The sequence below is a fragment of the Streptomyces sp. NPDC001443 genome (assembly GCF_053597355.1).
This window is the reverse complement of sequence record NZ_JBSFIA010000016.1, coordinates 89963-105029: the sequence shown is the minus strand read 5'-3', so window position 1 is coordinate 105029 and position 15067 is coordinate 89963. Positions and strand designations below refer to the sequence as shown.

The following is a 15067-nucleotide window of genomic DNA, read 5'->3' as shown; positions in this document are numbered from 1 at the left end:
GGCCGACGGGTCCGGTCAGTGCCAATACATCCGGGCTTCGTTGATCAGCTCGCTCCTGACGAGGAGGGGGCTTTCAGCCAGGTTCCCGAGTTTGCGGGCGATGGTCTCGTTGAGCTCCGCCGACGGGCTTGATCCAGGCGGTATGGGCCGGGCAGGGAGCCTGTTGCGCGGGTCGCTCGCCATCCAGAGGCACGCCACGAGCACCGCGAGGTCCCGCCAGATCCCGGGATTGGCATAGTTGCGCGGGGCGCAGCGGTGGGCAAGGTCGAGCGCCCGTTGGGGAGCGGGGACGGCCGTGTCGACCGGTTCCCTCATGGGGGCGGCCGTGATCGCGTAGAGGTCGCGGAGCCATACGCCTACCGGGACCGTGGAGTCGCGCAGTCGGTCGACGAGGTGGTCGACGGCCGGGTCCATGTCTTCGAGCGCCAGAGAGTGGTAGTGCTGGTCCACGGGTTGTGCGCCGGCCCGGTCTCGGAGTGTGCGGTGGGTGTTCTCCCAGGGGTCTGCGGGGCCAGGCAGTCCTGCGAGCTCGGTGAGAAGGAGCAGTCGCAGCCAGGGGTGGATGACGGGGGAGGCGGAGTGTGCTTCCGTGTGGATGCCGACGCCGTGGCCGCCTCTGGCGCGGGCGTCCTGGGGCTGGGGGACGACGAGCCACAAGCAGTCTTCCAGCTTCTGGGCCAACGCGATCCGCGCGCCCAGGTCGCCGACGATGAGCCCTGCCGCGCAGGCGGCGTCGAAGTTTCTGGCTGCGGCACACAGTACGAGGGCGGTCCGTTGTTGGTCGGTGAAGTCGCGGAGCAGGGGCTTCAGGGCGTCGCGCAGGAAATCGCCTGCCTGCGGTGTTCCCGGTCGGGGGATCAGGGCGCGAAGTTGTGGGGCGGAACGGTACGCGGCTGCGGCCTCGAGGAGGTGCACGGTGCCGCCGCCGTGGCCGCGGGTCAGGCCATGGATGACGGGTGGCGCGGCAGGCAGTGCTGCCCCGGCCGCGGGGTGGAGTTCACTGACGCTCTCTTCCGCAAGGTGTCCGAGGGCGATGCAGTAGTAGTGCCGCGAGGTGGGCGTGGCGATGGTGCTGCCCCAGTGCCGGAAGGTCGCCACCTCGGAGCGATGGATCACGAGCTCGGCGGACTCTTCGTCCCGGGGGCCGGGGAGGCCGGCAGTGGAGGAGGCCGTGGCAATGACGAGAAGAGGGTCCGGGGTGCCCTGGTCGGCGTCGCGGGCGGCGGTGAGGTGGGTCAGGAACGCGAGACCGCCAGGTCGGTCGATGTCATCGAGGAAGACCACGCATCGCCGGTCGTGGGACTGGCGCTCGTAGGCGGCTCTGAGGTCCGCGAGGAACGCCGCGACGAGTTTGCGATCGACCGCGGAGCGGTCGTCCGTCGTTGCTCTCTTGCTTTGGTGGTTGAGAGCGATCAGGCCGTGCAGCGGGTGGTTCCGGTCGCCGTACCAGGCAAGCCCGGTCCGCTGGGCCAGGGTGTGAGGCAGCTTCGGCAGGCTCAACAGGGTGGATGTCACCAGTTCCCCGCCGGGGATCTCGAGGCCGGTGATCTCCTTGATCGCGTTGAGCACCAGGGCATACCTTCCCTCGCCCGGCTGCGGCGCTCTGGGACCGCGGATCGCAGACCGGAGCTGCTTCACGGCCAGATGCGGGTCCAGGTTCAGGCTGAGCTGGGGGTCCACGGCGATGAGACCGACCCTGAGCCGCGGGAACGGCGGAGCAGGGATCCCCCTCACCCTCACCAGGGCAAGCTCCCGTGCGAGGCTCGCCGCAATCTCGTAGGGCCGGGGCTCTTCTCCCGTGACGAACGGATGCCGCCCGTTCGCGCGCCCCTCCCCGATCTTCTGGAGGCCCTCGACGACAGCACTCTTCCCACTACCCGCAGGGCCCAGCAGGATCACGGTAGGAAGCTCACCCGCCCCGGGCTCCCCGGCCGCATCCGGCGGATACGGCCGCCGTCTGCACTGCTCATACATCCTGTGGACGCCGTGCGGGACCAGCGCCCTCCGGCCGCCACCCAAGTCCACGACCCTGCTCTGATCCGCCATGGCCTGCTCCCCCCGCTTGCCTGACGGCCATGCTGCGCCGAGAAGGCCGCATAACCGCCGGAACCCGCGCATATGCGCGTCAAGTGCTCAGCTCCACGCTCATGCTAGGCAAGATCTGTGCAGGGGCCACGGCATCTCACGGGGAGCCCGTGACCGCAAGGCCGTCGCGAGCACCACGAGCACCCGACGCGGGCGGCCATCCGGGAGTGAATGCGCTGATCCGGCGGTTCTCCCCTGCCGGCTCGCAGCAACTTTTCACCCCGGCACGGGTTGTTGCGCGGACCGACCACGTGCGCCCCCAGAGATCGGACTGTCAAACGAGCGGTGTCACTGGGGTAGTTGAGGCCACTGATGGCCCAGGGCCCGAACTCGCGCTCCTGGCCGCGTCCTCGGCGTCGAGTTCGATCGCCCGGAAGTCTCCCGCGATCAGCCGGTCCGGCGTCGTGTCGGCCGACTCCGCGATGCGCTCGGCGAACGCCGGGTCCTCGGCCATGGCCAGGCACGCGGCCATGAAGCCGATTCGGCAGTCGAGAGCCATGGGATGTCCAGTGCCGGTTCTCGGTGCCGCCCGCTCCCGGATTGTGGCGGTCGCCGACGGACGGCAGGGTGGTGTCGAGACCGTTCAGGCGAGGCTGAAGCCACAAGGCCTGTCACGGATGCGGGCTGTGGCCTGGCCTCATCGCGAAGCGAGTCGTGCGAGCCGAGCGTCGGCGAACTCGGTCACCGCCGAGCGAGTGGGTCGCACACCGGTCCGGAATGCGGTGGCCGACGCAGATCGCCTCTTCCGGGCAGGCTTACGGAGGTGTGATGCATGTCAGCGAAGAACCCTGAGCACGAGAGCGCCCACGAGATCTCCCTGCCGCCCGAAGTGAAGTTGCTGCAGGAGGTCGCTCCGCCCTTCTTTCCCGAAGGCGGTTCGGCGATGACCATCCTCGTCGACTGGCCGCCCGGTCACCCCGGTCTCCCTCCGCATCGCCACTCGGGCCCGGCATTCGGCTACGTGATGGACGGCGCCGTCCGGTTCGAGCTGGAAGGTGAGCCGGAGCGTGTGGTCAGGGCCGGTGGGACGTTCTGGGAGCCCGGCGGTGACGTGATCCACTACCAGGACGGCAACGCCCTGTCGGATGCACCGACCAAGTTCGTGGTGACCATGGTGTGCGCGCCGGGTCAGCCGATGCTCAGGCTGGTCGACGAGGAGGAGCTGAAGAAACGGGCGCACCTGCGCGCCCCACGTCCCTCCGGGGGCTGACCTGCGAGATCGGCAACAGTGCGGAGTCCGGAGCACCGATCCAGGTACCGGGCTCCGCAGCGACCTCCGGCCTTCGTCGCAGTGCTCTGACGAACCCGCGCACGTTCTGCCACCCGGACCGACTCACCGTGACTCACCGCAGGCGCCGGCACCCGAACGACGGATCCCGCCAGGGCAGACGTCTGCCTGATGCGACCCCGTCATGGAGCGGCCGACTTCGCGCCGTCCGTCACGGAGCCGCCTGCAGCCCGGTCAGAGGGGCGGGCGCGTCCTGACTCCCCTTGCGGCTTGCCGAACGCGCACGTCCGCCGTACGACAGCGGCGCACGTCCGCCGTACGACAACGGCGCACGTCCGGCGCGCCCCCGGCCCCCCGGCCCTCCGGCCCCCGCCCCGCCTCCGCCCCCGTCTGCAACGGGGCCGCCGCGCAGCCCGCCGGTCGCGTCCGCGCGCACGAAAGCCCACCGGGCGATTCTCCCGGGCTCACACGGGCACGCACAGCCCCTGATGAGCGCTCAAATCCCTTTTGCCACAAGCGCATTGACCATCCCCAGCCACGGTGATTCACTTCGTGGCTGAGAGCGCTCTCAGAGATCGGGGGCCGGTTGACGGTCCCGTCCATTCACCCTATGCAGGGAGAGCCGTGTCCATGATTCCCTCTCGTCGTGGTGTGCTGCGCGGGGCGGCCGCTGCGTCGGTGCCGCTCATCGGCGGTATCAGCTCGGGACAGGCGTTCGCGTCGGCCGCCGACTCGCACCGGCCCGGCCACAGCTCCACCGTGCTCGGCCCGAACGTCCTGGTCTTCGATCCGTCCATGAGCGACGCCTCGATTCAGGCCAAGGTCGACGCCGTGTTCGCCGTCCAGGAGTCCAACCAGTTCGGCGACGAGCGCTTCGCCCTGGCCTTCCTGCCGGGCACCTACACCGTCGACATCAACGTCGGCTTCTACACCCACGTCCTGGGCCTGGGCGCGAGCCCGTCCGACGTGGTGATCAACGGTCACGTCACCGTCGACGCGCAGTGGTTCGAGGGCAACGGCACCCAGAACTTCTGGCGGGCCGCGGAGAACCTGACCATCGTGCCGCCGGACGGACTGGAGCGCTGGGCCGTCGCCCAGGCCGCACCGATGCGCCGCGTCCACATCAAGGGCGACATGACCCTGTGGCCGAGCCCGCCCGGCAACCGGTGGTCCAGCGGCGGCTTCCTCGCCGACAGCGTGGTGGACGGGCAGGTCGAGTCCGGCTCCCAGCAGCAGTGGCTCTCGCGCAACGACACCTTCGGCAGCTGGAACGGCGCCAACTGGAACATGGTGTTCGTCGGCACCCAGGGCGCCCCCGCGCAGTCCTTCCCGAGCCCGCCGCACACCACCGTCGGCCGCACCCCCGTGATCCGGGAGAAGCCGTTCCTCACCGTGGACCGCCACGGCTCCTACCAGGTGTTCGTACCCGCGCTGCGCACCGACAGCACCGGCACGACCTGGGCGAAGGGCCCGGCCAAGGGACACGACATCCCGCTGTCCCACTTCCATGTGGCCAAGCCGGGCGACTCCGCCGCACAGATCAACCGGGCCCTGGCGGCCGGCAAGCACCTCCTGTTCACCCCGGGCATCTACGACATCTCCGCACCGCTGCGCGTGAACCGGCCCGGCACCGTGGTCCTCGGCCTCGGCCTGACCACCCTGCGCTCCACCCACGGCAACACCGTGCTCGAGGTCGCCGACGTCCCCGGCGTCACCCTCGCCGGCCTGCTCTTCGAAGCGGCCTCCCACCACACCCCGGTCCTGCTGCGTGTCGGCCACGGCCGCAGCCGGCGTCGGCACAGCACCGACCCGACCGTGCTGTTCGACATCGTCGCCAGGATCGGCGGAGCGCTGCCCGGTGGTGCCGGCGTCAGCGTCCAGGTCGACAGCAACGACGTGGTCCTCGACCACCTCTGGCTCTGGCGCGCCGACCACGGCCTCGACAACACCGTGGGCTGGACGGTCAACCCCGCCGACACCGGCATCGTGGTCAACGGCGACCACGTCACCGCGTACGGACTGTTCGTCGAGCACTACCAGAAGTACGAGGTGCTCTGGCAGGGCGAGCACGGCCGCACCTACTTCTTCCAGAACGAGCACCCCTACGACGTGCCCACCCAGACCGCCTGGCGCCACGGCTCCACCCTCGGCTACGCCGCCTACAAGGTCGGCGACCACGTACGCGACCACCACGCCTGGGGCCTGGGCAGCTACTGCTTCTTCAACCTCAACGCGGACATCTACACCGACTGCGCGTACGAGGTCCCGAACACCCCCGGCGTCGTCTTCACCGATCTCATGACGGTCTGCCTCAACGGAGCCGGCGGCGGTGGCATCCTGCACGCCATCGACAAGGCCGGCGATCCGGTCCAGAACGGCTTCGCCACGTACTACATGAAGTCCTACTCCAACGGCGTCACCGGCACCTGACGTCCGCGCACGCGACGGCGACCGGCCCGATCGAAGGACTCGTCGGCCGTGAGCGGGGGCGAGTCCGACACCATGACCTCCGAGGAAATGGCGGGCCTCCGGGATCCGACGCCGGGGCAGGCAGCTGTCTCCCCGGCGTCGGCGTCCCGCACGATCCGAATCGCCTGCACCTCACCCTGAAGCGTCCGGACCCGGTGCTTCGACTGCCGCGGGCAGCAAGGACCGCCACCAATTCAGGAGACACCCTTGGACGATGTATCCAAAGGTGTGCAGGTGCATCGGCAGGTCCCGGGCCATCCAGGCGGAGTTCCCCGCCGCGACAGCCCGCACCGAAGGCCGCTCGTCAAGGGCGGCCCCGCTCGTCATGGGCGGATGGCACATCGGCTGCGGGAAGGGCACGCCCGCGTGGAGTCTTTCCGATCGGTACCTGTAGACCAGCTTGATGGCCTTCTTCAGCCGGGCCCACTCCCAGTCGACCTGCGCATAAACTTCGGGCCGGATCACCGGAGGGTCAGGTCGGTACCTGTCCATGCAGGACATGAACCGCGTGGTGGCCTTCACGATGGAGACGAGCTGCTCCGCCACGGCCTCCAGGTGCGGGTCACCTCCTGCCTCGAGCAGTTGCTCCGCCAGGGCCGGCATCTCGTGCCGGAGCAGTTCGGCAGGGAGTACGTCCTTGAGGGCCTCCCGACCGGCGATGACCTCCACCGCCGAGACCAGGAGCAGCCAGGCCAGCTCCGGATCCGTATCGGCCACCCACAGGGCGTCTCTGAACTGGCGGGCCGCACGGACCAGGGTCACGGCGTCCTCTCTGCCCAGAGCGAGGTAGCGGTTCATCCAGTCGGCCAACGGCTCGAGAGGAAATTGCCGCGGGGTGGGGTGGACGGGGCGTGCGGCCGCCGTCCAGTCGGGCACGCGATGTGCGGAGAACCCGGGCGTGCCCCGGTCGGCGGGCTCTTCCGTGAAGCGCCGGACGGGGCCGCCGGAACGCAGGCGCACCCCCGCTACGACGGAGATGAGGCAGGCGATCTCGTCGTCGAGGGAGAGGTTCAACCAGCCGTCGGTGTCCGTCTTGTCCAGCGGCTGTACGTCGAAGACCGGGCTGTGGTCATCGAGGTAGACCGCGATGACCGGGGCCAGGCGCCCGTTCTCGGGCTCCCCGAGGCAATTGGTCAGCACGTACGGAGGACATGCCGCCTCGAACCCGCCGGTCGCGCCGCTGTCGGAGTAGAGCAGGAACTCGAATCCACCGGTCCGAGGGCATCCCCGGTCCACGAAGTGGCGGGCGTTCCAGCTCCACGGCGCCGAGACGTCGAACTCCTCTGGTTCACTCATCCCTCAAGATTGACTGTGCCGCCCGTCCGGACAGCGGATTTCGTGAACCTCCGTGTCAGCCGGCTCGGACGCTCGTGCCGAAGCGCTGGACCAGGAGTGGTTCGTTGCCTTTGGCATCATGCCGGCATGGATCTTGACCTTGTTCCTCCTGCCGGAGTCGGCCCTCTGCAGATCGGTATGGCTCAGCAAGCGGCCACCACAGCCTTGGACTCGCTCCGCGATCTCACCTCGTTGTCGGATTCGGACCGGCCGGGACAGCACATCTTCCGCCCGAGCGGGCTGATGATCAGCGTTCACTTCATGCGAGGTCAGCTGGAGGCGGTCGAGCTCGGACGCCCGGCGGCCGCGACGGACCGGGTGAGGTTCCGAGGTCTGGACGTGTTCTCCATGCCGGCCCGTGAGGTGGTCAGGGTCATGCGCGAGCACACCAGGGTCCAGGAAGATCCAGACGATCGGGCATCGTTCGTCGCCCCCGATCTGCTGCTGAGTTTCTGGCGTCCCTTCGCAGCCGATGATGAACCGGAGGAAGCGCAGGGTCACTACTTCAGCTCGGTCCTCGTCGCGCAGCCCGGCTACTACGACACGCCGGCCGAAGCCGAGGAACGAAGCCGGCGAGGCGACTGATCGCTGGACGTCGGCGGTGGACCCGCGGGCCCGGATGCCCTCCCGGGCCGGCTCGGGCCCGGGCCGGGGCCGCCACCGACGATGGCGAAGGCGGTCACGGTGGTTCGCCTGACCGAGTTCAGCCGGTGGCCGGGGCGGCCTGGTATTCCTCGTCGGTGACGGGGGTCAGCCAGTGCACGACGTCGTGGTCGGCGTCGCCCTCGTTGATGGCCAGGTGGACCATCAGGCGGTTGGGTGCGGCGCCGTGCCAGTGCTCCTCGTCGGCCTCGAACAGGACGCGGTCGCCGGGGCGGATGACCTCGACCGGTCCGCCGCGGCGCTGGCACAGGCCGACGCCCTCGGTGACGAAGACGGTCTGGCCCAACGGGTGGCGGTGCCAGTGGGTGCGGGCGCCGGGCATGAAGTGGACCAGGTTCGCGGTGACCCGGGACGGGTCGGGGGCGGCGGCGACGGCGTCGACGTAGACGTCGCCGGTGAACCAGTCGGCGGGGCCCTTGGCGGTGTCGATCGAACTGCGGGTGATCTGCACGGTTGCTCCTTGGTGGCGGGGGGTCAGGGCTCGAGGAGGGTCTTGACGGCGCGGCGCTCGTCCATCGCCTGGTAGCCCTCGGCGACCTGGTCCAGGGGCAGGGTGAGGTCGAAGACCCTGCCCGGGTCGATCCGGCCCGACAGGACGCGGTCGATGAGGTCGGGAAGGTAGCGGCGTACGGGGGCCGGGCCGCCGCGCAGGCCGACGTGGGAGAAGAACAGCTCCTGACCGTCGACGGCGACCCCGTGGGGGACGCCGACGAAGCCGACGTCGCCGCCGGGCCGTGCCGAGTGCAGGGCCTGTCGCATGGCTTCGGCGGTGCCGACGCACTCGAGGACGCTGTCGGCGCCGATCCCGCCGGTCAGCTCCTTGATCCGGGCCACGCCCTCCTCGCCGCGCTCGGTGACGATGTCGGTGGCGCCGAACTCCCGGGCCAGCTTCTGGCGGGGCTCGTGCCGGGACATGGCGATGATCCGCTCCGCGCCCATCTCCTTCGCGGCGATCACTGCGCACAGGCCGACCGCGCCGTCTCCGACGACCACGGCCGTCGAGCCGGGCCTGACCTCGGCGGCGTCGGCGGCCCACCAGCCGGTGCCCATCACGTCGGACACGGCCAGCAGACCCGGCCAGAGCTCCTCGTCCGGCACCTCGTCGGTGGCGACCAGGGTGCCCTGGGCGTTGGGGATGCGTACGTACTCGGCCTGGCAGGTCGACATGAACTCGCGGTGCAGGCAGTTCGACTGGAAGCCGTTCGCGCAGTTCGCGCAGGTGTTGTCGGAGGTCGCGAAGGAGCCGACGACGAACTGCCCCGGCCGCAGTGCGGTGACGGCGGAGCCGACCTCCTCCACGAAGCCGACGTACTCGTGGCCCATCGGGTGGGGGTCGCCGATCGGCTCGGCCCCGCGGTAGGGCCACAGGTCCGAGCCGCAGACACAGGTGACGGCGGTCCGGATGACCACGTCGGTCGGATGGATGATCTCGGGGTCGTCCACGGTCTCGAACCGGACGTCGCCGGGAGCGTGGATCACTGCGCCGCGCATGAGTGGGGTCTTCCTTTGCGTTCCAAGGCGTACGGCCGCGGGATGACCGGGACCGTCGCCGTGTGCAGGGCGGGGTGCGCGCCCGCCGTGACGGGGCGGGCGGAAAGCACCACCACATCCAGGTAACCCGGTCCTGGCGCAGGCAGCGAGACACCGTCGAGGGGTGTACTGCCGGTACATCCCTCTGGACGCGTGCGGGACGTACCGTCGAAGGCGTGGACAACCGAGCGGAGGTCCGCGAGTTCCTGACCTCGCGGCGAGCCAAGATCACCCCGGAGCAGGCGGGCCTGCCCATCGGCAGCCGGCGCCGGGTGCCGGGCCTGCGCAGGAGCGAGGTCGCCGCTCTGGCCGACCTGAGTGTGGAGTACTACGCCAAGCTCGAACGCGGCAACCTCGCCGGCGCCTCCCCCGCCGTCCTGGAAGCCCTCGCCCGCGCCCTCCGGCTCGACGACGCCGAACGCGCCCACCTGCTCAACCTCGCCCACACCGCCGACGGCTCGGACGCCCTCGTTCGCCCCCGTCGTCGCACCGCGCGGGTCTGGACTCCGCATCCGAGCCTGCAGTGGGTGCTGGACGCCGTCACCGCCGGACCGGCTTTCGTACGCAACGGCCGCATGGACCTGATCGCCACGAACCAGCTCGCCCGCGCCTTCTACGACGACGTCCATGTCACGGCCGGCAACCAGGCCAACCTGGCCCGCTTCCAGTTCCTCGACCCCGCCTCGCGCCGCTTCTACCCCGACTGGGACCAGGCCGCCGACATCGCCGTCGCCATCCTGCGCACCGAAGCCGGCCGCGACCCGCACGACAAGGACCTCCACGACCTGGTCGGCGAGCTGTCCACCCGCAGCGACGAGTTCCGCACCCGGTGGGGCGCCCACGACGTCCGCCACCACGGCACCGGCACCAAGCGCTTCCACCACCAGGCCGTCGGCGACCTCACCCTCGCCTACGAAGGCCTGGAAATGGCCGCCGAACCCGGCCTCACGCTGACCGTCTACACCGCCGAACCCGGCTCGGCCTCCGAAGAGGGTCTGCGTCTGCTCGCCTCCTGGGCCGCGACTCAGGACGCCGGTCTTCCCGCGGAGCAGGGGACCCGCTGACCCTCGCCGAACGGACTCCACGCCGCGCGCGAGGACGACCGCACACGGTTCCGGGCGCGGACCGCACGGCCGACGCCACCTGGGAGCATGCGGCCACGGGATGTAGGCGATGCCGGCCCACGTCCGTCGACCTGCTCCCCGGACGGCCCCTCACCGGTCATGACCGCCTTCTTCACCCACCTGGCGTCGGATGCGCCTTGACCAGACCGCTCTGGTAAGCGGTGACGACCAGTTGGGCGCGGTCGCGGGCGCCCACCTTGGCCATCGCCCGTTGGATGTGGCTGCGCACGGTCAGTGGGCTGACGACCAGGTGCTCGGCGATCTCGGCGTTGGACCTGCCGTACGCGGCCAGTGCCGTGACCTCGCGTTCGCGGTCGGTCAGGGACTTGACATCGTCGGTGAGCGCGAGGACGCCGTCGGTGTCGGGGGCGGCCAGGAACCGGGTGATGAGGGCCCGGGTGGCGGTTGGCGAGAGCAGGGATTCGCCGGCCGCGACGGTGCGGATCCCGGAGAGCAGGACCTCGGGGCTGACGCCCTTGCCGAGGAAGCCGCTCGCGCCGGCGCGCAGGGCCTTGGCCACGTTCTCGTCGTTCTCGAAGGTGGTGAGGACGAGGACATGGGTCTACGAGAGTTCCGGCCGGGCGCAGATCGCGGCGGTCGCGGCGACGCCGTCCATGTCCGGCATCCGAAGATCCATGACGACGACGTCGGGACGGTGTTCGACGGCCAGGCCGACGGCCTGCCGCCCGTCGGCCGCCTCGGCGACGACGGTCAGGTCCTCGACCGTGTCGATGAGGATGCGGAAGGTGGCACGGAGCAGGGCCTGGTCGTCGGCGAGCAGAACACGGACGGTCATGTGGCGGGGCCTTCGTCGTGGCTGTCGAGCGGGAGGGTGCAGGCGACCTCGAAGCCGCCCTGCGGGCGATGGCCGGCGTGGAACGTGCCGCCCACGGCGGTGGCGCGCTCGCGCATGGTCAGCAGACCGAATCCACCCTGAGGACCGGAAAACCCGCCGGGAGTCGCGTCGTTGGTGACGGTGAGTGTCACATGGTGCGGGGTGTGGGCGAGGCGCACCACTGCGGTGCGGGTGGTGGCGTGCTTGCCGACGTTGGTCAGGGCTTCCTGGACGATGCGGTATGCCGTCAGGTCCAGCACCGGGGTGAGCCGACGAGCCGCGCCGTCGACCGTGACGGTCACCGTCAGGCCCGCCGACGCGCAGGTCTCGACCAGAGCGGGCAGGTCATCGAGCCCCGGTGCGGGGGCCAGGTCGTCGTCCGCGTCGGTGTCCTGGCGCAGCAGGCCGACGGCGGCCTTGAGCTCGCGCAGGGCCGCGGATGTCGTCTGCGGCAGCTTGCCGATGATCGCGAGCGCCTGGTCGGGGTGGGTTCGGGCGAGGTGCGCGGCGGTGCCGGCCTGGGCGTCGGCCAGGGTCAGGTGATGGGCGACGACGTCGTGCAGTTCCCGGGCGATGCGCATACGTTCCTGGACGACCCGGTGACGCGCCTCCTCCTCGCGTTCCCAGGCGGCGTGCTCCGCGCGGACCACCGCGTACTCGCGGCGCACCCGGACGTAGCTGCCGAAGGCCGCGGACAGCAGGACCCATGCCGTCGGGTTGACGACGGCCGGCACGGGCGACTTGTGAAGCGGTGTGAGGACGGATCCCGTCACCACCATGCCGACGGCGGCGACGAACGCGCTGTTCCACGTCGTGCGCCGACGGCTCTGCACGCTGAGCGAGTATTGCGCGACGAGCAGCGGCGCCATGAGGCTCGGAGGCGGGCCTCCTCGACGAAGGTGTCGATCGCGACACGATGGCCGGTGGCCGTCACCTTCTCCCCGTCGGACGCGACGAACACGATCTGCGCGCCGGCTCCGTCGGCGGACCAGCCCGGGAAGCGTTCTCCGATCAGGTCGAACGCCTTCTGCGCCTCGATGCCGGGCATGAAGGACGTGCCGTCGTCCGAGGAGGACGGAGCCGTGGCGGCGCCGACACCGACGGCGCCCAGGATCACCGCCCACAGCAGGGTGACGAGCCAGCGTCGGCGGAAGGCGGTCCGGCCCAGTCGGTAGAGCAAAGCAGCCACGGGAAACGGATCTCCAGGTCTGGTTTCGGGTGGACCACCAGACCGACCGCAAGACCCGCCCCGAGGCATCGTCCACCTGTTCGCACTTCCGCCTGGTGACAGAGCACCAACCGCCCCGTCCGCCTCATCCTCGGGGAGGAGGCCTCCATGCTGCCCCGGTAGGACGTCGGGCCCACTCGTCCTGGATGTGATTCCGGTCGGCGGGATCGGCATCGATGTGGTCCACGACCTCAGTGGGCCGGATGACGGCCCGCCGGTGGTTGTCAGGGCCGCCCCGTACGCTTCGGCCATGAGTGCAGGGTCATGGGCGGGCGTCCGCGAGCAGATACAGCGACTGGCGAAGGCACCGGGAGCCGGCGCGGTGTTCGGCTTCAGCGGTCACGGATTCGCGCTGGAGGATCCTCTCGGCGAGCGCGAGCTGGCCGAGTTGGAGGAGCAGTTGGGCACCCGGCTTCCGGAGGACTACCGGGAGTTCCTGACCCAGGTCGGTGCGGGTGGCACCGGCCCTGCCTACGGAGTCTTCCCGGTACGCCGGGTGGACGGACGGTGGCGGTGGGAAGGAGACGGCGCGGACCTGGCGGATCTTGCCCGGCTCACCGAGCCGTTCCCGGTCCAGGGTCCCGACCCTGCGCTGGTCCTCGCGCTTCGGAAGGAGTGTCCGGAGGAGGAGGACTTCGAGGCGATCGAGGACTTCGACCAGGCGTACGAGGCCTGGGACGAGAAGTGGGACGCGGTGATGTGGAATCCCGAGCGGACAGTCGGCGCCGTCGTCCTGTGCCATCAAGGCTGCGCCTACCGCCAGTGGCTCATCGTGAGCGGCCCCGAACGCGGTCGCATCTGGTCCGACGACCGGGTCGACGAGCGGGACCTCGAGCCGCTCCTCGGGCCGGAAGAGGAACCGATCACCTTCTCCCGCTGGTACCGGAACTGGCTGGCAGAAGCACTCCTAGCAGTCGAACAGAACCACTAGGGCGTGTTTCGAAAGGCAGCGGAGGCAGATCGCTCGGGGGCGAGCTCGCCCCCGGGTTCCGACCCCGGTCTACTGGTCGACGGTGAAGACGACCGCTCGGTCGTTCTGTGCCGCGGTGAGGTAGAAGTCCTTCAGCGCGGGCAGGAACGCCTGGGTGTAGGCGATGTCGGCGGCGTCGCCGGTGCCCTGGTAGGCGTCGAACGTGAGGGTGGCGAAGCGATCGCTCAGCCACTGCCCGTCCAGTGGCTCCAGGGCCTTCGCGACCTCGCGGACCTGGTCCGCGGCGACGTAGCAGACGATGTAGTCGTCGCCTTCATGCAGCGGCACTCCGCCGAGGATGACGTGCGACAACGGGTAGTCGCCGTTGTCGAAGGCGAGGTCGCCGTCGGTGAAGCACCGGTGCAGGGCGTCCCAGGACTTGTCGAGTTCGACGAGGTGGTCTCGGTCCCACTGCTCCTCTACCTCTGCGACGAATTCCATGACCTCTTCGTCGTCCTGGCAGGCCAGGAAGCGTTCGGCGTACGTGGCCTCCAGGGCGAACAGCACCGCACGAGCCGCCATCGTGTCCTCCCACCACCGCGAAGATCCGTTCCGCGCGATCCAACCACACCGGCGGCGGTCGGATGCAGTGGGCTGCTTCTGTCGGCCGGCCTGCTCTGGCTCAGGTTCTGGACGCTGTTGGTGATCTTCACTCCACCGAGTGAAGATCACCAACAGCATCCGAAAGCCGATCCGGAACCGGACCTCGTGAACAACACCACCGCTCCACCTCGGTCGGAAGGATGCTTCGGCCCCTTCACGATCCGGCCGAGGCCGACGAGGAGGACGACGCCGTCGACGGCCGGACGGCGGCATCCGGGCAGGTGACGGTGGAGATACGGCCAGGCGAGCCGCCAAGTGCTGCGATCCGTACGTCGTCGGGCTGCCGAAGGGGCCGGAGGTCCCGCGTGAAGCGTCAGACGAGCGTCGGCGTGGGGGCGGGCAGATAGGGGGTGATGTTGCGCCAGGCCCGCTCGATGTACTCGTCCTTCTCACCGACCGGCGCGACATAGTGCAATGCGCTCTCAGCGGCGTCCTTGCCTTGCAGTCGGGTGATGACCCAGGCGGCAAGATAGTGCGAAGCCAGGCAGCCGCCTGCGGTGGCGACGTTGTCCTTGGCGTAGAAGGGCTGGTTCAGCACTTCTACGCCGGACGCGACGACCCAGGGCCTGGTGGTCAGGTCGGTGCAGGCGGGGATGCCGTTGAGCAGCCCGAGCCTGGCCAGTACGAGCGCGCCGGAGCATTGGGCCGCGATGAGCTGGCGCGAGGGGTCCAGGCCCCGCAGGACACCCATGATCGCCGGATCTTCGACGACCTCACGGGTGGCGATGCCGCTGCCGATGATGACGGCGTCAGCGGTGCACGCCTCCTCCAGTGTGGACATCTGCTCGATGACGACCCCGTTCATGGACGTCACCTTGGGGCCGGGCGTGGCGATGGTGACGCGCCGGCCGTCCGCCTTGATGCGGTTGAGCACTCCGAGCGCGATCAGGGAGTCGAGCTCGTTGTACCCCTCGAACGTGAGGATGGCGACGTGCATGGCGGCTGTCCTTCCAGGTGGGCGTGGAATCACCGCGACGGTACGGATCCGGGAGCAGGA

General features: G+C 69.9%; 13 protein-coding genes and 2 pseudogenes. 5 read left to right on the top strand and 10 right to left on the bottom strand.

What is annotated here, in order from left to right:
• Positions 1 to 15: 15 nt before the first annotated feature.
• Together ACWC24_RS18745 and ACWC24_RS18740 are read right to left on the bottom strand one after the other, a co-directional pair.
• On the bottom strand, positions 16 to 1734 hold the full coding sequence (locus ACWC24_RS18745; protein WP_450663931.1) for a hypothetical protein: 1719 nt from the start codon (positions 1732 to 1734) through the stop codon (positions 16 to 18).
• Positions 1735 to 2359: 625 nt separating this feature from the next.
• Complete coding sequence (locus tag ACWC24_RS18740; RefSeq protein ID WP_450663930.1) at positions 2360 to 2584, bottom strand: hypothetical protein; 225 nt, start codon at positions 2582 to 2584, stop codon at positions 2360 to 2362.
• Positions 2585 to 2857: 273 nt separating this feature from the next.
• Between ACWC24_RS18740 and ACWC24_RS18735 the strand changes: the two genes are divergently transcribed.
• Together ACWC24_RS18735 and ACWC24_RS18730 are read left to right on the top strand one after the other, a co-directional pair.
• A complete protein-coding gene (locus tag ACWC24_RS18735) occupies positions 2858 to 3295 on the top strand; it encodes a cupin domain-containing protein (protein WP_450663929.1) in 438 nt (145 codons plus the stop codon).
• A 648-nt stretch (positions 3296 to 3943) separates the two neighbouring features.
• Positions 3944 to 5743, top strand: a complete 1800-nt coding sequence (locus ACWC24_RS18730) for an adenylyl cyclase (RefSeq protein ID WP_450663928.1) — start codon at positions 3944 to 3946, stop codon at positions 5741 to 5743.
• Positions 5744 to 5914: 171 nt separating this feature from the next.
• On the opposite strand, the gene ACWC24_RS18725 is transcribed toward ACWC24_RS18730, so the two are convergent.
• The gene (locus ACWC24_RS18725; RefSeq protein ID WP_450663927.1) at positions 5915 to 7078 is read right to left on the bottom strand and encodes a hypothetical protein; all 1164 of its coding nucleotides are present in this window, start codon (positions 7076 to 7078) and stop codon (positions 5915 to 5917) included.
• 126 nt (positions 7079 to 7204) lie between these two features.
• On the opposite strand from ACWC24_RS18725, the gene ACWC24_RS18720 reads away from it, so the two are divergent.
• A complete protein-coding gene (locus ACWC24_RS18720; RefSeq protein ID WP_450663926.1) occupies positions 7205 to 7702 on the top strand; it encodes a hypothetical protein in 498 nt (165 codons plus the stop codon).
• Between the two features lie 118 nt (positions 7703 to 7820).
• Here ACWC24_RS18720 and ACWC24_RS18715 read toward each other — a convergent pair whose 3' ends face one another.
• Positions 7821 to 8231 (bottom strand): (R)-mandelonitrile lyase, encoded by a 411-nt coding sequence (locus ACWC24_RS18715; protein ID WP_450663925.1) that lies wholly within the window; start codon positions 8229 to 8231, stop codon positions 7821 to 7823.
• Positions 8232 to 8254: 23 nt separating this feature from the next.
• A complete protein-coding gene (locus ACWC24_RS18710) occupies positions 8255 to 9271 on the bottom strand; it encodes a zinc-dependent alcohol dehydrogenase family protein (RefSeq protein WP_450663924.1) in 1017 nt (338 codons plus the stop codon).
• A gap of 215 nt (positions 9272 to 9486) precedes the next feature.
• Between ACWC24_RS18710 and ACWC24_RS18705 the strand changes: the two genes are divergently transcribed.
• A complete protein-coding gene (locus ACWC24_RS18705) occupies positions 9487 to 10374 on the top strand; it encodes a helix-turn-helix transcriptional regulator (protein ID WP_450663923.1) in 888 nt (295 codons plus the stop codon).
• Positions 10375 to 10546: 172 nt separating this feature from the next.
• On the opposite strand, the pseudogene ACWC24_RS18700 reads toward ACWC24_RS18705, so the two are convergent.
• The 3 genes and pseudogenes from ACWC24_RS18700 to ACWC24_RS18690 form a co-directional block, all read right to left on the bottom strand.
• A pseudogene (locus ACWC24_RS18700) lies at positions 10547 to 11230 on the bottom strand (response regulator).
• Entirely contained in the window at positions 11227 to 12102 is an 876-nt protein-coding gene (locus ACWC24_RS18695; protein WP_450663922.1) for a sensor histidine kinase, read from the bottom strand. Before ACWC24_RS18695 ends, ACWC24_RS18700 begins: the two are co-directional and overlap by 4 nt.
• Positions 12103 to 12155: 53 nt before the next feature.
• Positions 12156 to 12458: pseudogene (locus ACWC24_RS18690) on the bottom strand (MMPL family transporter); the annotation flags it as partial.
• A gap of 289 nt (positions 12459 to 12747) precedes the next feature.
• Between ACWC24_RS18690 and ACWC24_RS18685 the strand changes: the two are divergent.
• Positions 12748 to 13428 (top strand): SMI1/KNR4 family protein, encoded by a 681-nt coding sequence (locus ACWC24_RS18685; RefSeq protein ID WP_450663921.1) that lies wholly within the window; start codon positions 12748 to 12750, stop codon positions 13426 to 13428.
• Positions 13429 to 13497: 69 nt separating this feature from the next.
• On the opposite strand, the gene ACWC24_RS18680 is transcribed toward ACWC24_RS18685, so the two are convergent.
• Together ACWC24_RS18680 and ACWC24_RS18675 are read right to left on the bottom strand one after the other, a co-directional pair.
• On the bottom strand, positions 13498 to 13989 hold the full coding sequence (locus tag ACWC24_RS18680; protein ID WP_450663920.1) for a DUF1877 family protein: 492 nt from the start codon (positions 13987 to 13989) through the stop codon (positions 13498 to 13500).
• A gap of 394 nt (positions 13990 to 14383) precedes the next feature.
• The gene (locus ACWC24_RS18675) at positions 14384 to 15007 is read right to left on the bottom strand and encodes a DJ-1/PfpI family protein (protein WP_450663919.1); all 624 of its coding nucleotides are present in this window, start codon (positions 15005 to 15007) and stop codon (positions 14384 to 14386) included.
• Between the last annotated feature and the right edge of the window lie 60 nt (positions 15008 to 15067).